18 protein-coding genes are annotated in these 21585 nt (G+C 52.4%); 8 read left to right on the forward strand and 10 right to left on the reverse strand.

Features of this window, described 5'->3' with window-relative positions; translation table 11 throughout:
- Positions 1-186 precede the first annotated feature (186 nt).
- Positions 187-417, reverse strand: a complete 231-nt coding sequence (locus ACZ5BI_RS01505) for a hypothetical protein (RefSeq protein WP_024059439.1) — start codon at positions 415-417, stop codon at positions 187-189.
- Positions 418-811: 394 nt separating this feature from the next.
- Between ACZ5BI_RS01505 and ACZ5BI_RS01510 the strand changes: the two genes are divergently transcribed.
- Positions 812-1615, forward strand: a complete 804-nt coding sequence (locus tag ACZ5BI_RS01510; RefSeq protein ID WP_238127487.1) for an HAD-IIB family hydrolase — start codon at positions 812-814, stop codon at positions 1613-1615.
- Here the strand turns inward: ACZ5BI_RS01510 and ACZ5BI_RS01515 are convergent.
- Complete coding sequence (locus ACZ5BI_RS01515) at positions 1605-3014, reverse strand: hypothetical protein (protein ID WP_464896467.1); 1410 nt, start codon at positions 3012-3014, stop codon at positions 1605-1607. The two genes, ACZ5BI_RS01510 and ACZ5BI_RS01515, sit on opposite strands and share 11 nt — an antisense overlap.
- A 236-nt stretch (positions 3015-3250) precedes the next feature.
- Between ACZ5BI_RS01515 and ACZ5BI_RS01520 the strand changes: the two genes are divergently transcribed.
- Together ACZ5BI_RS01520 and ACZ5BI_RS01525 are read left to right on the forward strand one after the other, a co-directional pair.
- A complete protein-coding gene (locus ACZ5BI_RS01520; protein ID WP_464896468.1) occupies positions 3251-5260 on the forward strand; it encodes a hypothetical protein in 2010 nt (669 codons plus the stop codon).
- Positions 5261-5377: 117 nt separating this feature from the next.
- Complete coding sequence (locus ACZ5BI_RS01525; RefSeq protein WP_278610665.1) at positions 5378-6565, forward strand: ADP-ribosylglycohydrolase family protein; 1188 nt, start codon at positions 5378-5380, stop codon at positions 6563-6565.
- An 82-nt stretch (positions 6566-6647) separates the two neighbouring features.
- Here the strand turns inward: ACZ5BI_RS01525 and ACZ5BI_RS01530 are convergent, their stop codons facing one another.
- The 3 genes from ACZ5BI_RS01530 to ACZ5BI_RS01540 all read right to left on the reverse strand — a co-directional run bounded on the left by ACZ5BI_RS01530 (position 6648) and on the right by ACZ5BI_RS01540 (position 8987).
- Positions 6648-7520, reverse strand: coding sequence for a polysaccharide deacetylase family protein (locus tag ACZ5BI_RS01530; RefSeq protein ID WP_412585300.1), 873 nt, complete (start codon positions 7518-7520; stop codon positions 6648-6650).
- Positions 7521-7655: 135 nt separating this feature from the next.
- On the reverse strand, positions 7656-8513 hold the full coding sequence (locus ACZ5BI_RS01535; RefSeq protein ID WP_464896469.1) for a 5'-methylthioadenosine/S-adenosylhomocysteine nucleosidase: 858 nt from the start codon (positions 8511-8513) through the stop codon (positions 7656-7658).
- A 12-nt stretch (positions 8514-8525) separates the two neighbouring features.
- Entirely contained in the window at positions 8526-8987 is a 462-nt protein-coding gene (locus ACZ5BI_RS01540; RefSeq protein WP_024059432.1) for an S-ribosylhomocysteine lyase, read from the reverse strand.
- Between the two features lie 707 nt (positions 8988-9694).
- On the opposite strand from ACZ5BI_RS01540, the gene nrdH reads away from it, so the two are divergent.
- From nrdH to nrdE, 3 genes are all read left to right on the forward strand, one after another.
- Positions 9695-9943: a glutaredoxin-like protein NrdH gene (nrdH, locus tag ACZ5BI_RS01545; RefSeq protein WP_024059431.1), complete on the forward strand. Its 249-nt coding sequence runs from the start codon at positions 9695-9697 to the stop codon at positions 9941-9943.
- A gap of 143 nt (positions 9944-10086) precedes the next feature.
- Entirely contained in the window at positions 10087-10500 is a 414-nt protein-coding gene (nrdI, locus tag ACZ5BI_RS01550) for a class Ib ribonucleoside-diphosphate reductase assembly flavoprotein NrdI (RefSeq protein WP_238127490.1), read from the forward strand.
- Positions 10485-12641 carry a class 1b ribonucleoside-diphosphate reductase subunit alpha gene (nrdE, locus tag ACZ5BI_RS01555; protein ID WP_024059429.1) on the forward strand — a complete coding sequence of 719 codons (2157 nt, stop codon included), beginning with the start codon at positions 10485-10487 and terminating at the stop codon, positions 12639-12641. The genes nrdI and nrdE overlap by 16 nt, the downstream gene beginning before the upstream one ends.
- A 132-nt stretch (positions 12642-12773) precedes the next feature.
- On the opposite strand, the gene ACZ5BI_RS01560 is transcribed toward nrdE, so the two are convergent.
- Positions 12774-13550, reverse strand: coding sequence for an SDR family NAD(P)-dependent oxidoreductase (locus ACZ5BI_RS01560; protein ID WP_238127491.1), 777 nt, complete (start codon positions 13548-13550; stop codon positions 12774-12776).
- A 181-nt stretch (positions 13551-13731) separates the two neighbouring features.
- On the reverse strand, positions 13732-14706 hold the full coding sequence (gene nrdF, locus ACZ5BI_RS01565; protein ID WP_024059426.1) for a class 1b ribonucleoside-diphosphate reductase subunit beta: 975 nt from the start codon (positions 14704-14706) through the stop codon (positions 13732-13734).
- Between the two features lie 121 nt (positions 14707-14827).
- On the opposite strand from nrdF, the gene ACZ5BI_RS01570 reads away from it, so the two are divergent.
- Positions 14828-16558, forward strand: coding sequence for a P-loop domain-containing protein (locus ACZ5BI_RS01570; protein ID WP_464896470.1), 1731 nt, complete (start codon positions 14828-14830; stop codon positions 16556-16558).
- Positions 16559-16962: 404 nt separating this feature from the next.
- Here ACZ5BI_RS01570 and ACZ5BI_RS01575 read toward each other — a convergent pair whose 3' ends face one another.
- From ACZ5BI_RS01575 to ACZ5BI_RS01585, 3 genes are all read right to left on the reverse strand, one after another.
- Positions 16963-18450 carry an amino acid permease gene (locus ACZ5BI_RS01575; RefSeq protein ID WP_464896471.1) on the reverse strand — a complete coding sequence of 496 codons (1488 nt, stop codon included), beginning with the start codon at positions 18448-18450 and terminating at the stop codon, positions 16963-16965.
- A gap of 441 nt (positions 18451-18891) precedes the next feature.
- Entirely contained in the window at positions 18892-19323 is a 432-nt protein-coding gene (locus tag ACZ5BI_RS01580) for a low molecular weight protein-tyrosine-phosphatase (RefSeq protein ID WP_464896472.1), read from the reverse strand.
- A 104-nt stretch (positions 19324-19427) separates the two neighbouring features.
- A complete protein-coding gene (locus ACZ5BI_RS01585) occupies positions 19428-20849 on the reverse strand; it encodes a GuaB1 family IMP dehydrogenase-related protein (RefSeq protein WP_464896473.1) in 1422 nt (473 codons plus the stop codon).
- A gap of 192 nt (positions 20850-21041) precedes the next feature.
- Between ACZ5BI_RS01585 and ACZ5BI_RS01590 the strand changes: the two genes are divergently transcribed.
- A complete protein-coding gene (locus ACZ5BI_RS01590; protein WP_307738028.1) occupies positions 21042-21572 on the forward strand; it encodes a phosphoribosyltransferase in 531 nt (176 codons plus the stop codon).
- Positions 21573-21585: the final 13 nt, after the last annotated feature.

Here is a 21585-nt window from a genome sequence, read left to right on the forward strand (position 1 = left end):
TGAGAGAGCCTGCCGAGACAAGAACTATTAGGAGGCTGTCCAGACCATCTTGACGCCTAGCGTCTTAAGTACGCTAGCGTCTAGACTTTCCGAGATTCTATTCAGCTGTTATATCTAGCTCAGCGAGACTTTAGGCGTCGCTGGCGGCGACGCGCATATGGTTTTTAGGCGTATGCCAGGTAAAACCTATTCTCCCTTGAGCTGGAAATAAACATTAGACCAGGCGAAACCAAATCCGCTAACCGCAGTTAGGAGTCCGCCCAGGATTGCGGTGACCGCGTAAGCGGAAAATGCACCGATCAGAGTAATCGCTACACCAGCTACCATCAGGGAGATGAAAGCGATGTAGGCAACCATCTTCGGCTCTTCAAGCCGAGTAGAAGACAATGAAATCGAAGGAGCAACCAAAGTAGCCATTTTTATTTTCTCTCTTTCTGTTCTAGCGATTCGAAAAGTTCGATTTGAACTTTCTCCCTCGTGGAAACGTTTACATGTTTACTATACGAGGTTTTTTTGAAGAGCGTCAATGTCAGGACAAAAAATATGAGAAATTTTGGTGGTGTGCGGCTTTTGTTGTCAATAAAATACCTGGTAGAACCGGTAATTATTAGATTAGAATCGCTATTGTGAAAACGATTACACGCTGTCGATGGGAGGCTTAAATTCTCAAGATACGCTATTTTTAGATCTTTTTGGCTCTGCTGCCGTAGCAATACCTGACAAGCGATCCTGGGCTCCGATTGGCCGGGGGTAAATTACTAAACTAAGTTGCCTCAGGTAAATGCAGTTCCGACTCGTTTTTAGCTCTACAATGGCTTTTTGGTTAACTTATGGAACCGCGCAAGAAAGGCAACGAGTGGGCGTGATTAAGGCGATGATATTTGACCTGGATGGCACTTTGGCACCCTCGAAACAGGTGATGCTGCCCGAAATGGCGAGCGTCTTCGCGCGTCTTACCCGCGTTTTACCTACCGGGGTGATCAGCGGGGGTTCCTTCCAGCAGTTTTCCCGCCAGCTCTTAGATCCTTTAGCGGAGCATGATTTCTATCCCCAGCAGCTACATCTGCTGCCCACTTGCGGTACTCGTTATTATCTATTTGCAGACGGGGACTGGAGGGCGCAGTATGTGCTGAAAATGGCGCCAGAACAGGTGCACAAGGCGCGGAGGGTAATCGAGGAAGTTGCTCGCTCCCTCGGGTATTGGTGCGAGAATCCGGCGGGGGAGATAATTGAAAACCGAGGTTCGCAGCTAACCTATTCCGCCCTCGGGCAACAGGCAGCCAGGGAAGCAAAAGATGCTTGGGATCCCAGTGGGGCTAAGCGGGCGGAGCTTGCTGCCCGTGCCGGTAAGCTTCTGCCAGAGCTGACGGTGCTTTCGGGAGGATCTACGTCTGTGGATATTACGATGCGCGGGATTGATAAAGCCTATGGGGTGGAGAAGTTCCTAGCGCAAACAGCGCTGGAGCCGACCGAAGTGCTATTTGTGGGGGACCGTCTCGACCCGGATGGAAATGATTATCCGGCGGTGCGAACTGGGGTACAAACCCGCTCGACTTCCGGGCCGCAGGAGACCCAAGAAATAGTCGCGCAGGTTTTGGCCTCCGTTAGCAGTTGACGCGGATCGGACGGTTGTCAATCACGTTCTTGCGAATCCTCCAGCCTGCTATCACTAAAACTAGCGACAGGATTGTTACTGTGCCTCCAAGGGTACCGGTACTAGCCAAAGCCGGATCGTTGTTGGAGTTTGCTGGCTTAGTAGTCGCCTTCGCTGGCTTTGTTTTGTTTGGGGTGGCGCCAGTAGATTGTGGCCTGGTCACAGTATCGTTTTGAGACTTTGCTGCTGGGGACTTTGAGTTAGGTTGGGTTGGTTTTTCTTTTTGGGTAGCGGCTGCCGCTTTCTTTGCCTCTGCCGCCGTTGCCTCCTGCTGAGCTTTTTCATGCTCTGTGGCCTTTATAGCAGCGTTTTGAGCGGCCGCATCCTTCGTAGCCTGGGAACTATTTTCAGGCTTGGAATTGCTAGCCAACTGGGGGCTGGTAGTGGCTTGAGGATTAGCAGTTGTAGCAGTGCTGGAGGATCTAAAGCTCGCCAAGCCTACCTTTTGGGTGGCGTTAGCGTTGCTGCCAGTAGCCGGGGTGCTAGTCACCTGTTCCTTGGCGGCTTGGGCTTTGGTGTTATTGGAAGTGCCGGTGTATCCGCCCTCAGGAACCACGACTTTCTTATTGGGTGTGGCTGCAGGAGCTGAGCCTCTTGGGTCTCCGAACCAGCGTTGATAAATGTTGAAGAAATTGTAGTTACCGTCAGAAGAACACCGGTCAGGCTTGCCGGATAGCAAAGCTTGATTCGGCTGGTAAGGGGTGTAATTGTAGAGCGATGCTGTGGCCTGGTTTTCTAATCTGACTGTTGAAGCCCCGCATCCGTTTTGGTAAGAAAACTTGATATTGGCGGTTTTGCCGCCCCGGTAACTGTAGTATCCCGGCTTGAGACGGTATCGCTGCAACTGGTGCGCCGCCTGATAGATTTGATTTTGAACCCCATAGTATTGCTCATTGCAGGGCTTGCCGTCTGGGCATCCGTAGCCGGTAAGTTTATTTTGGCTAACAGTTGACAGGTTGCGAGTAATTCCGGATTGTTCTTTTTGAATGGTCACCAGTAAAACCTTCGGGCTGATTTGGCAAGCCTGGGAAATCTTGAAGATAACCTGTGAAACTGGCTCATTGTTTGCTCCCCGGTAACTGCCCTTGCAGTAGTTGTCGGCGTTAAAAGACCGGGTATTTAGGCGCATATTTTTCAAGCATCCATTGCCGCGACAATCTGCGCCTTGGGTCTCCAGGAATTTTTGAATTTCTGCCGCTGACATGGAGGGGATCTTCTGATACATGTTGGCATCAGAAATAATGTTTCCCGCCCGGAAACCAGTTTTGCCAAACGCCGATGAGAGGGGAACTGAAAGTATTGCTAACGAGAGGGCGAGGATGCCAGCTGCTATTTTAAAAATATTTTTCTTACTAACCATTGGGACCATCTTGTTATGTAAGTTACGAATGTTGTAAATGTTTCTATTGTGATTAAAGTATATTATGGGTGATTTGTCCAGCTGTTTTACAAAAAGTAAGTAACACTCTCGGGAAGATAGTACTTTCGCTTCCGCGAGTAGCTGCGGGGTTGTCCCCAAGGCGATTTGGTTTCCCGATACCCTGAAAATGTTTTTTGGATCTGGCTTACCTCCTTCCCAAAGCGGAATCTATGGGTATGGAAACAGTAAAAAATAGCGGTAATACTCCCGCCAGAAATAGTCAGATACCCGATCCTTCCTCGAGAATCAGTCCTCGCCGTCGACGACGAGCCCAAAGACGAAAACATCTCGGTATCCTCGGGCTCGCCGCCGCCATCGCCATGATCAGTTCCGCTATGGTAGTTACCGATCAGGGTGCTTCCCAAGCCGCTGGACCTGGGGCAGCCTGGAAGAGTTATGGGGACTCAAAAATGGAGTTGAACGCCCGAAAGTCTGCAGACGATAGTAAAATCGCAGTCTGTGCCACAGATCGGCAGATCAACTCGCCGCGAAACAAATGGATTACGTATGAAGGGCGCAGAGTAATCGGTGCGGGAAAAGAGTATCGCTCCAACAAAGCTACTTTCGAAGTTAAAGATAAGGTCAAGGGGACTGCCGTAATCTTTCCGGCATCGGCACAATATCGGGTGGCATATCTGGCTGGCCAGCTGCGAAGCGCCATCGCTAAAGGAAACCCGGAACTGGGAGCCACAGTCTATGCAATTCACTCTCTGTCCGGACGTCTAACCACAAAGCAAAATGGCTCCGCCCCAATCAAGCAGAGAGCAGCCCAGCTATTGCAGCAAGCCGCTGCCTATGCCGGTCCCTACCGGATGGGAAAACCAGAAATACAAGTAAAGCCGGGATCCAAGCAAGGAACGGTGCGCTTGCCAGTGCCCCAAAGCGCAGCCGGCCGCCCTCTCAATGGCTTCAAAGAAAGCATCACCTTATCGGGGCCGGCACATTTTTCCAGTAAAGGCCAGCCTAAAACCCTAATTACTTCCTCCGAAGCTACGGTCAAAGAGATCCCGATCGAGATAACCGGCCCGGGAAAAGTCAGTGCCCAGGTTGAGGTGGCAGGACTGCCGCCAGTTACTTACGAGGTATGGGAACACCATCGTTGGCAGGATTTGCTGATCGCCGGCCCGAATTCGCAGCTAAGCGCCATCGCCACCATCAATGCTGATCCTCGGCAATTCTTTGCGGTAAAAACACAGACTAAATCGAAAATGAATCCGCTAGAAGAAGGATCCGAGTTAACGGACACTATTTTGGTGACAGCCGAAGAAAAATGGGGGAAGAACACCGGAAAAGATAGCTGGCAAACGGTCATGATCGACCTGTCGCTTTACGGTCCTTTTAGCTCTGCGCGCGGCCCGGGACAGATTCCAGCTCAGGCTCAGCCATTAAAAACCTGGAAGTTACCCGCGACTCCCCAAAATGAGCAAGAGGCAGAAAAGGGCGTTACTATCTCAAATGAAACTGATCCCTTTAAGATAGACAAATCCGGTTTCTATACTTTTGTCGCCGCCGCTCACCGGGATCTGCAGCCGGAGAATACCTATTTGAAAGCTGACTATGTCCCCAATTTTTTCGAGGAAGACGAAACGCAAGTACTGCCGTTTTTCCCCGGGGTAAAAACTCAGGCAAAAGTAGTAACTGATAAAGAGGGCAAAATATTGACCGATCAGGTAGAACTGAGCGGATTCCCCGACGACCACTTGGAATTTACCGGCAGCGGCAAATGGAAGGGCGATGAACGGGTAGTGCACAATGACCTTTACTGTTTGCCCCAGCCCATTAAAGACCAAGATGCCCAAGGGAAAGAACCCCTAGCGAGAATTGAGTTACCGGCTAAGAACGGAACCTATATTGTCGACAAAGATAAAGAGGGAACCCCGCTCAGCCTAGAACGCTTCGAATGCAAAGATACCTATGTGTTTGTCACTAGCTATGAGGGCGACTCTCGGACACAGGCTTTTAGAAGTTCGGAAACCGAAACGGATGAACAATATACCCTACCCCAGGCTCCGCCTCCCACTACTCCGCCGCCATCTACTCCACCACCGTCTACCCTGCCTCCTACTTCAGTGGAACCGACTGTGCTTTCTGAAACCGGTGCCAGTCCCTCTGCTCCGCTGTCGGCGGCTCTAATAGCGCTCGGATGTGGGGGACTACTAGTTTCCTATCGTGCCCGCCGCAAGTGAGCAGGCCGTCTGAAACAAACAGGTTATTCGCGCCCAACCCCTGGCTATTACGCCCACCACGCGTTCTAGCCAGGGGAATCTCGCTTATCTGGTAGTAGGTGCATTAAAGTTGAAAGGGTGGCTGAAGCGCGTGATAAAAATCCAGAACGCACCGATCAAGCACATAACTTGATTCGGCGCGGCGGACAAGCCCCCCTCGCCATCATGGCAGATCGGGCAAGCGGCGTCCTCGTAGGGCAAGCATGCGGTAACGCTTTAGGAGTTGGCTACGAATTTAAAACTCCCACTCTAGAAGGAATTCCCCGAATGCAGGGAGCTAACGGACGGTTAAGTCCGGGAGAATGGTCGGAAGCCACCCAGCTGGGGATCTGTATAGCAGAAGTTGCGGTCACCGGAATCGATTTGACTACAGAAGAAGGCTTAGATGCAGTCGCTACTCGTTTTTTAGCCTGGTACCACGGGGGAACCCGTAAAATAGATGCGCCCACCAGAGTGGTGTTGGAAACTACCAGCAATGACATTTCCAATATGAATCCCGCCCGAAAAATGCGTTCGGCCGCTGCATATTTTCACTTGCGTACCCGGCGTACTTCGGGAGCCGGGGCACTTAGCCGCTGCGCTATTTTGGGGCTCACCCGAATAAAAGATCCCCAATGGACAGCAGAGTCAGTACGGGCAGTATCCGAACTAACCCATGTAGATCCCTTAGCCAGTGAAGCAGCGGTTATCTATGCGGAAGCGATCCGCCGAGCCGTTACCGATCCGCTCCCCGGCGAGGAAACCTGGGTAAACCGGATCAACCTGGGGGCGGGAATAGCGCTACTACCCACAGCTCGCCGCGAACAGTGGCACGAATGGTTACAACAAGCCGAGGAAACCTACTTCAAACCTCCGCGTGACAACACCTATGCAGTTACCGCTTTACAAGCAGTGGCAGGGATTTTACAGGCCGTGAAAATCGAGCATGCCGGGATGCCGCTCAGCGGACAAGATGCCTTCCGACGCGCTACCTCCCTCGCGGTACAACTAGGAGGAGCAACTGACACTATTGCCGGTTTAGTGGGGGCATTATTTGCATCCGGAATTGGGCTCGCGCAAATACCTGCCGATCTGCAAACGAGGTTGCACGGCTGGCCGGGACTAAAAGCTGACGCTCTTTCCGAAATGGGGTTAGGAACTGCGCTAGCGGGGGTAGTGGGCACTCACGGAATGGCACGGATGATTGCCTCCGCCTCCTCACTTAACGATCTGATCGCCGCCCATCCGGATGCGGAACTAGATACTGTGACCACCCCGGAGCCTTAAAGCTTAAACAAATTAGTAATTAATCCCGAGGATAGATAAAGAATCTCTGAGTAAGCCTGCAAGAAAAATCCCGTGGCCGCGACTAACCGCGAACCATGTTTTGATCCAGATAAATCTTGCCGGGAGTAAGCGATCCCCCGAATAATTCGGGAACCGTCACCATCGTGAATCCTTGAGAGCGTAGATATTTAATGATCGCAGGTACTGCTTGAATGCTGGTGGGGTGAATATCGTGCATCAAAATAATCGACCCTGGTTTAGTTTGCTGTTGTACCTGAGTTAGTACCGCATTCGGATCACGATGCTTCCAATCCAAGGTGTCAACGTCCCAGATCACAGCAGCATGATTCAAGGATTTCAAGACAGAAATTACCCGGGGGTTAAAAGCTCCATAGGGTGGGCGGGTAAAGGTAATCTGCGCATTCGGGGCAGCTTTCTTGATCGCATCTGCCGTGCTGGTTATTTCGTTGACTATTTTGTCGTCAGGAAGCTTCGTTAACTGCGGATGGTTCCAGGTGTGAACACCCAGGGAGTGCCCCTCTTTGAACTCGCGTGCCACCGTATCCGGGTAAGTGGCAACCGACTTGCCCACCAGCAGGAAAGTAGCGGGAACATTTTCCGCCTTTAAAGTATCCAAGAGTTTCGGAGTGTCGGGGCCTGGTCCATCATCAAAAGTTAGGGCCACACATTTTTCCTTAGTGCAATCTACCGGAGGACGAGTGAGAGTGGGGGTGGAAGTCGGGCTGGAAGTAGTAGTGGGGGGAGTAGTGGTGGTGGGAGCGGTTTTGGAAGGCTTAGTTTTAGTAGGGGTCGTGTTCGAAGCTGAGGTGGAGGCTGTTGCTTTCGGGGTTCCCGAATCCCTGGTTGCCGCGTAAGCGACCACCATAGCCGAACACAATAACGCCACCCCTACGATTACCCCGAGCATTACTTTGAAGTTACGAGGACGCGACAAGCCCATCTCAATTCTCCCACTGCAATAAGACTATATGGATATCCTAACCTGCTGATTTTTGAACAGCCCTAATAAGGGAGAAAAAGCGGTAAAAATCTCGGTAAAACTACGATTTTATTGGCGCTTTGCATGGAATTAGCAGGCGCTAAGTAGGCAAATGGTGGACGCCGCGGCAATCGCCCCGCAGACAGCGGCATTGCCATGGTAGACGTCTTGCCCTTCCGGGGAGCACAGATCAGAAATGCAGCGCACCGCCAAGAAGGGAACCTGGGATAAAAATGCCACTTGGGCTGCGGCAGCTGACTCCATTTCTGCGGCTAGAGCTGCAGGAAAGGCCGAGCGTACTGCACTTACATTGGAGTCAGTAATAAAAGAATCTCCCGTAGCTATAGTGCCGCAACGTGCCGGGATCTCTTCTAAAGCGCCTGCAAGTTCCGTCTCTGCAGTAAAAATCGGATTTTTAAATGCAACAGCACCGGTTCCAGTACTTGAATCCTTTCCATCGCTAGCACTCAATAGGCTACGGACGCTAGCTAGTAATCTTTCGTTACCTGCATAGGAGGGAGGCATCCCCGGCAGCTGCCCGCGTTGATAACCAAAAGCGGTAGCGTCTGCGCTGTGGAACACGTAGTTGTCGCCGAAAACAACTTCCCCCACCTGGCTGTCTTTGGCTAAACCACCAGCGGTGCCGGAATATAGCACTTGGCGGGCACCTAATACCTCAATCGCGATTGCAGCGGTGCGGGCGGCATTAACCATTCCCACCCCGCTTTGCACCCCGAGAGTTTTCCCGGGAATTTCCGGCAGATCTAGGGGATAAAACCGCAGTCCCGAGAGCTCTCTACCAGGAGTGGGGAATACTTTTTCGGGATCTGGTGGCTGACAAGAGTCCTCAAAACGGTGAGCCAGGCACTCCTGTAGCCACGTTCGGTTGACGAAGGGCGCCAGTTCGGTCAGTTCCGCGCAAATAATAACAGTGTCACAGCTGTTCATAGCGGTTTTCTCCTAACGATAAACCTGATTCCAGCTTTCTCGTGCTGCCAAGAAGTGAGCGGTAGCTTCTTGCGCACCTTTCAAACTATGGTGAGCGCCCCACCCGCATTGGCGTTCGTTCGCCGCGGGAACCTGGTCGGCACTTTGAATATCTTCAAAAGTTGTGGCCAGTAGCTGGATGAACTCGTCAGGTTCTACCCCCAGCATCAGGGCATAAAACCCGGTTTGGCAACCCATAGGCGAAAAATCAATCAACTTATCGGTGTGGTTGCGCATCAGTTCCGCGCTTAGATGCTCAATCGAGTGCACGGTGTCCATTTCCAAGTGTTCCTGGTTTGGTTGACAAAAACGCACATCGTATTTGACCAGTTCATCTCCGCCAGGTAGTTGTTTGCGGTCGGCTACCCGCACAAAGGGAGCCGCCACTTTCGTGTGGTCTAGGTTGAAAGATTCCACGTTCATGCGCTCGCTCATCGCCTACTCCTTAATTCTCAGCTGTTCTGGATACCACCTTATCTACAATCATTCGCGTGTGGGGGCTAGCTTGCCGTCGTTGCGGGTCTGGCTCGGGTTGCGCGGGGGATAAGTTTTTCCTCCTGCCGTTTTCCGCGCGGAGCCTGGGTTTTTCCTCCTGCCCAAGAATTCGGAAAACGTAGCGGCGTTTCCCGAATTCTTATGCCCACCGCACCCACTCGGATAAAACCTAGGCTCCCCGCTCGCTGGTACCGCCTACGTACGGGTCGGGTGGTAAAAGATGCGAGAGGGGGCTTGAGCCGAGCGAAGCAAGGCTCACCGGGGTCCCCCGAGCGCTTTTACGGCCCGACCCGCTACAGGAGGTAAAGTCCGGCCGGGTGCGCGGACGACTGCGACACGCCGAAGGAAGTTTTTATCCACAATTTTGGTGGAACTGCTCACCAATCATCTCGAACTAGATTTCACCCTAAAAGGCAGGCAGGTGCCGGGTGTCCAGCTAGTAGATTGTTCGGGGTCGCGGGGTATCCCCAGAAATTCGCCCTCTTTCCACCGGTTATCCCCAAACACATTATCTTGGGGTGCTGGTGTTGAGTCACTACTAGGTGTAGTGTTTACTTCATCGCCTAAATGTGGCGGCATAAAAACTACACTGATGTTATTCTTTGAATAGCGCAGACGAACAAAGCCAAATTAAGGAGCGCAGAAACATGTCGGTCACCGTTTACTCTAAGCCCCGTTGCGTACAGTGTGATGCGACCAAGCGCGCCCTCAAAAAGCAAGGAATTGCCTACGCGGAAGTTGATATGAGCCAGGATCTGGATGCGCTCGAGCATGTAAAGTCTTTAGGTTTCGTACAGGCTCCGGTAGTGGTCACTGATACCGATTCTTGGAGCGGATTCCGTCCCGATAAAATCAAGGGGATAGCGGTTGCTGCGCGTGCGGCAGCTACCGCCTAAGGCAGGTGCGTCCTCTAAAACTTGTAATCTAGTTCCGAATACTTCCTGCTCTCCAAGAGGGGCGCGGTATTGCGGAGCAGATAATAATGGTTCATCCCAAAGCAGGTATTAACGAGAATAGAAAACAGTAAGGCAGGTCAAAGGTGAGTAATGCAGAACCCCTGCTAGTCTATTTTTCTTCCGCAACGGGTAACACTAAACGCTTCGTAGAAAAACTTGGCTTTCGCAATAAAAGGATTCCGCTGCGTCCTCGTGACGAATTCCTTTATGTAAACGAGCCCTACGTGATTGTGGTTCCTACCTATGGGGGTGGAAACATCAAAGGGGCTGTACCTAAGCAGGTAATCAAGTTCTTAAACGAAAAGAGCAACCGAGATCACTGTGTAGGGGTTATAGCCAGCGGAAACACAAACTTTGGCAAAGCATATTGCCTTGCCGGCGATATCCTCGCCCAAAAACTGAAAATCCCGTTTATGTACAAGTATGAACTCCTGGGAACCCCTCAGGACGTTGAGATATGCCGTAAAGGACTGAGTGAGTTTTGGCAGAAAATCTAACTGACACCGGAGTAGAAACCGCGCCCGCTCCCGAGCTGGACTATCACGCTTTAAACGCGGAACTGAACCTGTATGACAAAGAGGGCAAGATCCAATTTTGGGCAGATAAAGAGGCAGCCCGCCAGTACTTTCTGCAGCACGTAAACCAGAACACTGTCTTCTTCCACGACCTGGAAGAAAAAATGAAATACCTGGTAGAGCAGGGGTATTACGAACAGGAAGTGGTAGACCAATACCAATTCCAGTTTATTAAAGACCTGTTCAAACGAGCCTATGCCTATAAATTCCGTTTCCCCACCTTCCTGGGGGCGTTCAAATATTACACTTCCTACACCTTGAAAACGTTCGACGGTAAACGCTACCTGGAACGCTTCGAGGATCGGGTATGCATGGTGGCACTTTACCTGGCACGCGGGGATGAAGAACTGGCAATAAAGCTAGTAGACGAGATCATGACTGGTCGTTTCCAGCCGGCTACCCCCACTTTCCTAAATGCGGGCAAGAAAGCCCGCGGAGAACTGGTTTCCTGCTTCCTGCTGCGTATCGAGGACAATATGGAGTCGATCGCGCGGGGTATCAACTCTGCCCTGCAGCTTTCTAAGCGCGGAGGAGGGGTGGCCCTCTCGCTTACTAACCTGCGGGAAGCGGGGGCTCCTATTAAGAAAATCGAAAATCAGTCCTCCGGGGTAGTGCCGGTAATGAAACTGCTCGAGGATTCGTTTTCTTACGCCAACCAGTTGGGGGCGCGGCAAGGTGCCGGGGCAGTCTATCTAAATGCCCACCACCCCGACATTATGGAATTCTTGGACACGAAACGGGAAAATGCGGACGAGAAAATCCGGATTAAATCGCTGTCCCTGGGGGTGGTAATCCCGGATATTACCTTCCACCTGGCACGCAATAAAGAACCCATGTACCTGTTTAGCCCTTACGATATAGAGCGGGTCTATGGGAAACCGATGAGCGATATTTCCATCACCGAGCATTATCGGGAAATGGTAGAGGACGGGCGGATCCGCAAAAAGAAGATTGACGCGCGCCGTTTCTTCCAGACCCTGGCAGAGATCCAGTTCGAGTCGGGCTATCCCTATATCGTTTACGAGGACACCGTTAACCGCGCTAACCCGATTAAGGGTCGGATCTCTATGTCCAATCTGTGTTCCGAGATTCTGCAGGTATCCGAAAAGAGCGAGTTCAACGAGGACCTCACCTATGAGCAGGTGGGTAAAGATATTTCCTGTAACCTAGCTTCGCTAAACATTGCGAAGACTATGGATTCTCCAGACTTTTCCGCCACCATTGAAACCGCGATACGTGGCCTGACCAGTGTGTCTGATTTGTCAAATATCCGGGCAGTGCCTTCGATTGAACGCGGAAATGCGATGAGCCACGCCATCGGCCTCGGGCAAATGAACCTGCACGGCTACCTGGCACGGGAAAAGGTATTCTATGGCAGTGAAGAAGCCCTGGATTTCACCAATATGTATTTCATGACCGTGGCATTTGAAGCCATTAAAGCTTCGTGCAAGATTGCTAAGGAGCGCGGGGAACGCTTCGAAGGGTTCGAGGATTCGCAGTATTATTCCGGGCAGTATTTCGAGAAATATATTAACGGGGATTGGACTCCCAAGACCGAGAAATGCCGTCAACTGCTAGAAAAATCCTCTATCAACGTACCTACCAGCGAAGATTGGAAAAAACTGGCGGAAAAAGTCCGGGAATACGGAATGTACCACCAGAATCTGCAAGCGGTACCCCCAACCGGATCGATTTCCTATATCAATAACTCCACTTCCTCGATTCACCCGATTGTGGCCAAGATTGAAATTCGTAAAGAAGGTAAAATCGGGCGGGTTTACTATCCGGCTCCCTATATGGATAACGATAACCTGGAGTATTACCAGGATGCTTACGAGATTGGTCCCCAAAAGATTATCGACACCTATGCGGTGGCCACCCAGCACGTAGACCAAGGGCTCAGCTTAACCCTGTTCTACCCGGATACGGTCACTACCCGCGAGGTAAACAAGAACTATATTTATGCTTGGCGTAAAGGCATTAAGACCCTCTACTATATGCGTCTGCGTCAGCACGCCCTACAGGGAACCGAGGTCGAAGGCTGCGTATCCTGTATGCTCTAAGGCGCTGGAGGGCGTCGTAGCAGAGTCGGGAGACCATTTGTGAGCTTGCTCCGGTGCGGGGTTAGCGGCCGGGACAGTCAATCCTAAAGGCTGCCGGCAGGACTGAGACTTGCACCCAGCGCCACCTGCAGTCTAATCCTGAGAGCGAGCTATCAGAGTGTTGGTTGCCTGGGCAACCGGACGGATAATAACCCGGTCGATATTCACGTGTGGCGGACGCGATAGGCACCAGCTGATTAAATCCGCAATATCCGCGGCGACTAAAGGTTTTTCCACCCCGCGATAGACCTGCTCCGCGGCCTCTCTCGAGCCCAGGCGATTCAGAGAAAACTCGGGGGTTTTCACCATGCCCGGCGCGATTTCGATCAAGCGTACCGGCTCGCCCACCAGTTCTTGACGCAAAGTCAAGGGAATCATCTGTTCGGCGTGCTTAGCGGCCACGTACCCGCCGCCACCGGGATAGGTGTCGAGGGCGGCAGTAGAAGTAACATACAGCAAGTCGCCACCATTTTCGCGCAGAGCAGGCAGAGTAGCTTGGGTGACATTCAATGCCGTAACCACGTTGCGCTGGTACATTTCTTCCCAGTCCGCTACTTTGCCATCCGCTACCGAATCGGTGCCGATAGCGCCACCCGCGTTATTAACCACCGCGGTGAGCGAACCTTTTGATAACAGTTCAGCGACCATTTCCTCAACCGCCGCGCGGTCAGTTAAATCGCAGGCAAAGAACTCACAACCGGTTTCCGCCGCTAGTTTTTCCAGGCGTTCACGCCGGCGCGCTACCGCGATTACTGCCCAACCGCTAGCACGTAGTTGCCGAACCGTTGCCTCGCCAATACCGGTAGAAGCACCAGTAACTAATACGCGGGAAGCGGGACGAGGCTGCGGGTAAGTAGGAATATCACTCATACCTTTACGATAACCCGATTAAGGCAGTTGTGGGCAAAGGGGTTAAGAGATAAACCGGTAAATGTTTTGACCCGCCTGCTTATAAGACAGGCGGGTCAAAAAGCATTGTTTAGATCTGGCGCCGGGACACGAGGTCATGATCCATAAGAATCAGCCAGCGTCCTCGCCAAACGACAGAAACCTAGAAGTCCCAGTCGTCGTCCTCGGTATCTACGATCTCTCCGATCACGTAGGAAGAACCTGACCCGGAGAAGAAGTCATGGTTTTCATCCGCCGACGGTGAAAGCGCCGCCAAAATCGCGGGGTTCACATCGGTAGAGTCCGCTGGGAATAGCGCCTCGTAACCCAGGTTCATCAGGGCTTTATTGGCGTTATAGCGCAAGAACTTCTTTACGTCCTCGGTCAATCCCAGGGGATCATACAGGTCTTCAGTGTAGGCTTCTTCATTGTCATAAAGCTCTGTCAACAGGTCAAAGGTGTAATCCTTGAGTTCTTCTTGCCGCTGCGGCGAGGACTCGTTGACCGCTAACTGGTATTTATAGCCAATGTAATAACCATGCACCGCTTCGTCCCTAATGATCAGACGAATCAAATCCGCGGTGTTAGTCAGCTTGGCGTGCGCCGACCAGTACATAGGGGCGTAAAAGCCGGAATAGAAAAGGAAAGACTCTAGCAGGGTAGAAGCCACTTTACGTTTTTCCGGATCATCACCCTGATAGTAGTTCATGATGATATGCGCTTTACGCTGTAGGTTCTCGTTTTCTTCACTCCAGCGAAAAGACTCATTAATCTCGGTGGTAGAAAGCAGAGTGGAGAAAATCGAAGAATACGACTTCGCGTGCACGCTCTCCATAAAAGCAATATTGGTGTAGACCGCTTCCTCGTGCGGGGTGCGCGCATCCGGAATCAGCGAAACCGCGCCCACGGTACCCTGCAAGGTATCAAGTAAGGTCAGGCCAGTAAATACCCGGTTAGTCATGAGCTGTTCTTCCGGCTTCAAGGTTTTCCAGGAAGGTAGATCATTCGACAACGGAATTTTTTCCGGCAACCAAAAGTTTCCCGTGAGTCGATCCCAAACTTCCATATCTTTATCATCTTCGATATCGTTCCAGTTGATCGCTTGGATCGTATCAACCAGTTTCAGCTTGTCAGTCACGAAAAATCCCTTTCATCCTCTGAGTTAATTCGCGCAGCCGCCTCGTAAAGTTTGGGAGTTGCCCCGGGGCTACCATGCCAGTCTACAAGGCAAAGTAAAGTGCGGCATAGAATAGGAAACTATGCGGGATGCAGATGAGCTAATTCGAAAAACAAAATCACTAGACGGTCGCTCCTATGGGGGCTATAAACAACTGCTTGGGCAATGGAGTTTCGGGGACTTTAGTTTCTCTATCGACCGGGTACAGTCTGATCCCTTCGCCCCGCCTTCAGCCTGCCGGATATTGGTGCCATTGGATACTGCCCAGATCCCCTCCGAGATCGCTCTAGATAAGTTAGCGCGGATAGCTGCCGGTGATTTCTTGGCACGGCGCGCCCGGAAGATTTTTGGGGCGAGGCGTTCGGGTGGGAAATCTGAAGCACAACTGCGGATCGCGCCGGTAGGGCAAGAAATCCTCCCGCGCTCCTCGGTAACCTTGAATGAAGAAGGGATGGAACTGCGCGTCCAGGTACCGTTTCCGGCGGCAGGCCGGCGGATTCTAGGACGTAATTTTGCGCGTTTCTTGGACTATGACCTGTGCGAATTGGTTTATAAAACCGTATGTTTTGGCGAGGACGACGGCCCAGATTTAGCTGACCTTACTCGCCATATTCACACGCTCAAAGATCATGCGGCACTGCAAAAGATTCTTCATGAGCGTGGCTGGGTGGCTTTCGTGGCGGATGGGGCGCTGCTGGCTCGAGCCTCCGGGATCAGTGATTTACCGATGACAGACGCGGTGCCCTTCCAGCTACCTAAGGTATTAGGGGAGGATACGCCCTCGTCCCTGGTGCAAACTATAGAGCTGCCCTATAGCGGGAAAATATCCGGAATGGCGATCCCCAAAGGAATCACTGTGATTGTAGGGGGTGGCTATCACGGTAAATCTACCCTGCTAGAAGCCTTAGAGCGGGCGGTTTATCCCCATATTCCTGGGGATGGGCGCGAACTGGTAGCCACTTTACCCGATGCGATAAAAGTGCGCGCCGAGGATGGAAGGGCTATAACTGCCACTGATATTTCCCTATTTATCGGCGCGTTGCCCGGCGGGGCTGATACGCGACAGTTCTTTACTGAAAATGCCTCGGGTTCAACTTCACAGGCCGCAGCGATTACTGAAGCCATAGAATGCGGTTCGCGTGCGCTACTGATTGACGAAGATACCTCGGCTACCAACCTGTTGTTGCGCGATAGTCGGATGCGGCAGCTGGTGCGCAGCGAGCCGATTATTCCCCTAATCGACCGGGTAGGAGGCATTCGGGAGGAACTAGGGGTGTCCACCATTATGGTGATGGGAGGATCGGGAGATTTCCTGGATTTAGCCGACCAGGTGTTATTACTGGAAAACTATATTCCTTACGATGCCACCGCCAGGGCGCGGGAAGTAAGTAGGGGAGAGGCCGCGGCAAGTAGTACGGATAGCGCAGCCCCTGACTGGCCGCAAGAGGCAGTGCGCAAACGGCTCCTGCTATCTTGCCCGCCTCCACCTGCGGGGCGACGCGAAAAAACTCGCGCGGAAGGCACCGCCACTTTGCGTTTGAATCGGGAAGAAATCGATATTTCCGCCCTTGCTCAAGTAGTGGATCCCGGTCAAGCAGAAGCGATTGCTTACGCGATTCGAGCTTTGGTTACTGATGCTAACGGCAAAGAAACGATTGCAGATGCCTGCTCCCGCTTCGCTGCCGAGTTTACTTCCTCTAGCTGGCAGGCGTTCGCCGCTGGGCGTCACCCGGCGTTCCTGGCCGCGCCGCGACTCCAAGACATTTTCGCAGCGCTATGCCGTTACCGGCACCTAAAAGCCCGCTCTGCCTAAGTCTCCCGTTAATTCCCCCGCGAATGACGGGTCGCGGCCGTATGAGTGCTTGGGAACCTCAGTTGAACGCGGGGGAGAAGTTTTTCCTCCTGCCCAAAGATTTGGAAAACGTAGCGACGTTTTCCAAATTTTGCGCCCACCTAGCCTGCTCGGATAAAACTTCTCCCCCACGCAAAGGGGTACAGCTGGTACAAGAATCCCGTAAGGTACGTGCTGAGCGTGCAGGGGCGGACGAATACGGAGGGGTGGGAAACTTCTCCCCAAGCCAAGGGTCGGGCGGTAAAAGATGCGAGAGGGGGCTTGATCTGAGCGCAGCGAGGATCACCGGGGTCCCCCGAGCGCTTTTACCACCCGACCTGAAGCAAGGTGTTAGATGAATTTCAGATGACTAAGGCGGGGGCAGGTTAGTTGGCTTGGTATTGCTGGGCGGCGGCTAGTTCTCGGCGGCGACGGTCAGCGAACTCGGCGCGAACTTTGGCATTACGCGGAGTACGGCGTACCAGGAACGACACTGCAGCAATAACACCAATCCACAGCAGGCTCGCCAACATGGCATACAGGGTTGCTGGATCGAGGGCGAGGACGAACACCATCGCCACGATAAACACGCTGATTACCGCGATAGAAAAATATCCACCGGGCATGGCAAATATTGATTCTTCATGTTTTTGGGGCAGACGGCGACGAAACTCTACGTAGGCGGCCACTATCATCACCCATACGAACATAAATAGCACCGAAGCCACCGACGTTACCAGGGTAAATGCTTCCATTACCGTGCCGCCTACTGCCATCAGGGCAATGGAGGTAAGCAAGAACAGACAAGTGACTATCAGGGCATTTAAAGGTACGGAGCGACGGGAAAGCTTTCGGAAAAGCTTCGGGGCGTCACTGCGCAGCGCCATGGCGTACATCATCCGGGAGGTCGAATAAACTCCCGAGTTACACGAAGAGGCGGCCGAAGTCATTACCACCAGGTTCACTAGCGACGCCGCAAATACTAGCCCTACTAGGGAGAATAGTCCTACGAAGGGAGAGGATTCCGGGTCGAGAGAATCCCAAGGAGTAACCGACATGATCGCTGCTAACGCCAAAACATAGAACAACAACACCCGCAACGGGATCGAGTTAATCGCTTTGGGGAGAGATTTTTCTGGGTCTTTGGTTTCGGCGGCGGTAGTACCGACCAGTTCGATTCCTACGAAACTAAAGATTGCTAGCTGGAATCCGCCCAAGAACCCGGATAAGCCATTCGGGAAGAATCCGGAACCAGTAACTCCCGGGTGTGACCAAAGATTAGTGATGGTGGCGCGCTGGCCATCGGGAGCAGTAAACCCGATAATCACCATTACGGTTCCGCAGCAGATCAGGGCAATAATCGCGATAATTTTTATCATCGAGAACCAGAACTCGGTTTCTCCGAAGGCTTTCACCGTTAGGGCGTTAAGGAAAAATAACAGCGCCACGGTAGCGATCGCGGGAATCCATCGTGGCAGGTCTGGCCACCAAAAATTGAAATAACCGGCAATCGCGATCACTTCGGCGGTTCCGGTAACTATCCAACATAGCCAATACGTCCATCCCACAACGAAACCGGCACCTGGCCCTAAAAGGTCGGTGATGAAATCGGCGAAAGTGCCATAGCGGTGATTGGAAACTAACAATTCCCCCATGCATCGCATCACCAGGAATAGCACGGCTCCGATAATGGCGTAAACCAACAGCACTGAAGGACCCGCCAAGTGAATTGTGCGTCCGGATCCCATAAACAGACCGGTCCCGATGGCTCCACCGATCGCGATTAACTGGATATGCCGATTCGAGAGGCTGCGTTGCAATCCCCCCGAATGACTATTAATAATGTCCTCAACCTCGACTGGTTTATTTGGCATGGGCGTTCCCTTATCGATCGCTTTTCGTTTCCTCGATTTTAAGCGCTAAAACCCAAAACAAGGCAAATGAGCCAATGCGCGGATTAGACCCTCAACATGTGTCTCGGTAAAAGTACCCTGGGTTAAGCGCGGGGGAGAAGTTTTTCCTCCTGCCCAAAAATTTGGAAAACGTAGCGACGTTTTCCAAATTTTGCGCCCACCTAGCCTGCTCGGATAAAACTTCTCCCCCACGCAAGGGTCACGACTGGTACGAGAATCCCGCAAGGTACGAGACTAGCGTTCAGGGGCGGATTTATGCCGAAGGGTAGGCTCCGGGCACTAAATCCGTGAAAATGCCAGAGCATTTTCCGGATTTCGGGGCGCGAGGCAAAATCCGCCCCTGTACGCGGAAGGCTCCCCACGTTGAGTCAGCCAAAGGTTGAGGACATTCAGAGAGAAGGGTCAGGAGATCTCGGAGAGGACTTCTAGGATTACTGGGGTTACCCGCTCGATTACTTCCAAGGTGTCGGCGAATTCGCGTTCCCCGCCATACCAGGGATCAGGTACCTCCATATCGGCGGGGTTAGCCTCAGGATCAAATTCGCGGTAGAGGCGAATTTTGTTCTCGTCTGCTCCCCAGCGCTGCGCCAGGCGGGTGAGGGCGCGTTTGTGCCCGCTAGTCATAGCTAGCAAGAGATCAAAATCGTTAAAATCACTGCGACTAATCTGACGGGCATGATGGTCTGGCGTCAGCCAGCCATGATCTTCCAAGATATGTACGGCACGGTAATCTGGGGGATTGCCGTGTTCTTCGTCAGAGACTCCTACCGAATCAAACACTAGGTTATCGAGAGTTTCTTCTTCGGCCTTTTGAGTCGCAACTGCCTGTGCCATTACTGACCGGCAGATGTTACCGGTACATACGAACAGTACCCGGGTCAAGGTGATTCCTTTCGCTAGTTATTTGGTTTGGTGTGTTCTTGTCTTAGTTAACAGGTTTACCAGGAGCTTTCGACGGGAGCGCCCTCTTTATATCCGGCGGCGCTTTGAATCCCGACGATTGCTTTTTCCCGGAATTCTGCCTGGTTAGTGGCGCCCGCATAGGTGAAGGAGGAACGCACTCCCGCCAAGATCTGGTCGATCAAGTTTTCCACCCCGGGACGGGCAGGATCCAGGTACATCCGAGAGGTAGAAATCCCCTCTTCGAATAGTTCTTTACGGGCGCGCTCAAAGCCGTGGGAGGTGGCATTACGGTTACGAACCGCCCGGCGGGAAGCCATCCCAAAGTTTTCCTTGTAGGGGCGCCCATTCCCATCGCGCACAATGTCGCCAGGTGACTCGTGAGTACCGGCGAACCAGGAGCCGACCATCACGTTAGAGGCTCCGGCTGCCAAGGCTAAGGCCACATCTCGCGGATGACGCACGCCGCCGTCAGCCCAAACATGTTTTCCTAGTTCGTGGGCGCGGCGGGAACATTCGAGTACCGCCGAGAATTGGGGGCGGCCTACGCCGGTCGCCATCCGGGTAGTGCACATTGCGCCGGGACCAATGCCGACTTTCAAAATATCCGCGCCGGCAGCAGCCAGTTCGGTTACTGCGTCTGCGGTGACCACGTTTCCTGCCACGATCGGCACTTCCACTCCGGTGGATCGTACTGCCTTTAAAGCCTGGATGGTTTTATCTTGATATCCGTGGGCAGTGTCGACCACTAAGACATCTACGCCCGCTTCTACGAGTTGGCAGGCTCGTCCCGCCACGTCACCGTTAATGCCGATCGCTGCGGCTACCCGCAGCTTGCCGTCTTTATCAGTGTTCGGGGTATAGATGGAAGAACGCACTGCCCCTGGCGCGGTCATTACCCCTACCAGGTGTCCGTCAGTGTCTACTACTGCGCCGAGACCTAGGTGTTCTTCCGCTAATTGGCGGTACGCGTCCTCCGGGCCAATCCCTTCCGGTAATAGCAAGGTGTGGGTATCCATCACCGTATGTAGCTGCGCAAAGTGATCTACTCCGGTCAGCGCCGATTCGGGAACTACCCCTATCGGGCGGTTTTCTTGATCTGCAACCAGTACTGCGCGGTGGGAGCGCTTTGAAATCAAGGATAGAGCCGCCGCTACTGTGTCGTGCGGACTGAGCACTACCGGAGTGTCATAGACCGTGTGACAGGCTTTAACCTCAGCAACGGTTTTCGCAATGATATCGCCGGGGACATCTTGAGGTAGAGTTACCAGACCTCCGCGGCGCGAAACTGTTTCCGCCATGCGTTTACCGGCGACCGCCGTCATATTTGCGACGATAATCGGCACCGTGGTGCCAGTGCCATCATCGGAAGATAAATCCACGTCGAAGCGGGAAGCAATCCCCGAACGTGAAGGAACCATAAAAACATCGTCATAGGTCAGCTCATAAGGTGCCGACATTCCATTTAAAAAGCGCACGGCTACTCAGCTTAGTGCAAAGAAAGCAAAAGGGGGAGACCTTGATCAACCTGAAGAGTATTTCGAGGCATGATCGGGAGTGTTATTCCTGGTAAATAACTTGGGGAAGGCGAATCAGAAAAAATATTTGCTCGCAGTTTCAAAAAGTTTCCTAAAGATAGCTAGGCTAGTTTTATGGCAGATATACAAGATCGGGAAGTTCTTACCTGGCAGGGATTCGGAGATGCTACCCGAAAAATTGCGCAAAATATTGTAGATTCCGGGTGGATGCCCGAGTTGGTAGTGGCGGTCGCTCGGGGCGGGTTGTTACCAGCGGGTGCTTTGTCTTACGCGCTAGGGCTCAAAGCAATCGGCACCATGAATGTAGAGTTTTATACCGATATCGAGGAAACTCTACCGGAACCAGTGCTAATTCCGCCGCTAATGGATGTTTCCGCCCTGTCCGGTAAGCGAGTATTGGTAGTCGATGATGTTGCCGACTCGGGGAAAACTCTAGAATTGGTGATGCGTTTGATTCGCGAACGCGGGATTCCTTCTGGGCAAGAAGGCGAGCGGGTAGCGGTTTCAGAAGCCAAATGTGCTTGTATCTATGTGAAGTCGCGGTCGATTATTACTCCCGACTATGTACTAAAGCATACCGATAAATGGATTAATTTCCCCTGGTCGACTCTGCCTCCGGTTACAGCGGAAGGGTTGGGACATTAGGGGCAATCGCTAG

It is taken from the genome of Varibaculum sp. GTC20041 (assembly GCF_055387755.1).

Coding starts and splice junctions, on each gene's coding strand:
- ACZ5BI_RS01515 (WP_464896467.1), bottom strand. CDS start 3,014: ATGGTTAGTAAGAAAAATATTTTTAAAATAGCAGCTGGCATCCTCGCC.
- ACZ5BI_RS01575 (WP_464896471.1), bottom strand. CDS start 18,450: ATGCCAAATAAACCAGTCGAGGTTGAGGACATTATTAATAGTCATTCG.
- ACZ5BI_RS01505 (WP_024059439.1), bottom strand. CDS start 417: ATGGCTACTTTGGTTGCTCCTTCGATTTCATTGTCTTCTACTCGGCTT.
- ACZ5BI_RS01585 (WP_464896473.1), bottom strand. CDS start 20,849: ATGTCGGCACCTTATGAGCTGACCTATGACGATGTTTTTATGGTTCCT.
- ACZ5BI_RS01535 (WP_464896469.1), bottom strand. CDS start 8,513: ATGAACAGCTGTGACACTGTTATTATTTGCGCGGAACTGACCGAACTG.
- ACZ5BI_RS01590 (WP_307738028.1), top strand. CDS start 21,042: ATGGCAGATATACAAGATCGGGAAGTTCTTACCTGGCAGGGATTCGGA.
- ACZ5BI_RS01560 (WP_238127491.1), bottom strand. CDS start 13,550: ATGAGTGATATTCCTACTTACCCGCAGCCTCGTCCCGCTTCCCGCGTA.
- ACZ5BI_RS01510 (WP_238127487.1), top strand. CDS start 812: ATGGCTTTTTGGTTAACTTATGGAACCGCGCAAGAAAGGCAACGAGTG.
- ACZ5BI_RS01540 (WP_024059432.1), bottom strand. CDS start 8,987: ATGAGCGAGCGCATGAACGTGGAATCTTTCAACCTAGACCACACGAAA.
- nrdH (WP_024059431.1), top strand. CDS start 9,695: ATGTCGGTCACCGTTTACTCTAAGCCCCGTTGCGTACAGTGTGATGCG.
- ACZ5BI_RS01570 (WP_464896470.1), top strand. CDS start 14,828: ATGCGGGATGCAGATGAGCTAATTCGAAAAACAAAATCACTAGACGGT.
- ACZ5BI_RS01580 (WP_464896472.1), bottom strand. CDS start 19,323: ATGGCACAGGCAGTTGCGACTCAAAAGGCCGAAGAAGAAACTCTCGAT.
- ACZ5BI_RS01520 (WP_464896468.1), top strand. CDS start 3,251: ATGGAAACAGTAAAAAATAGCGGTAATACTCCCGCCAGAAATAGTCAG.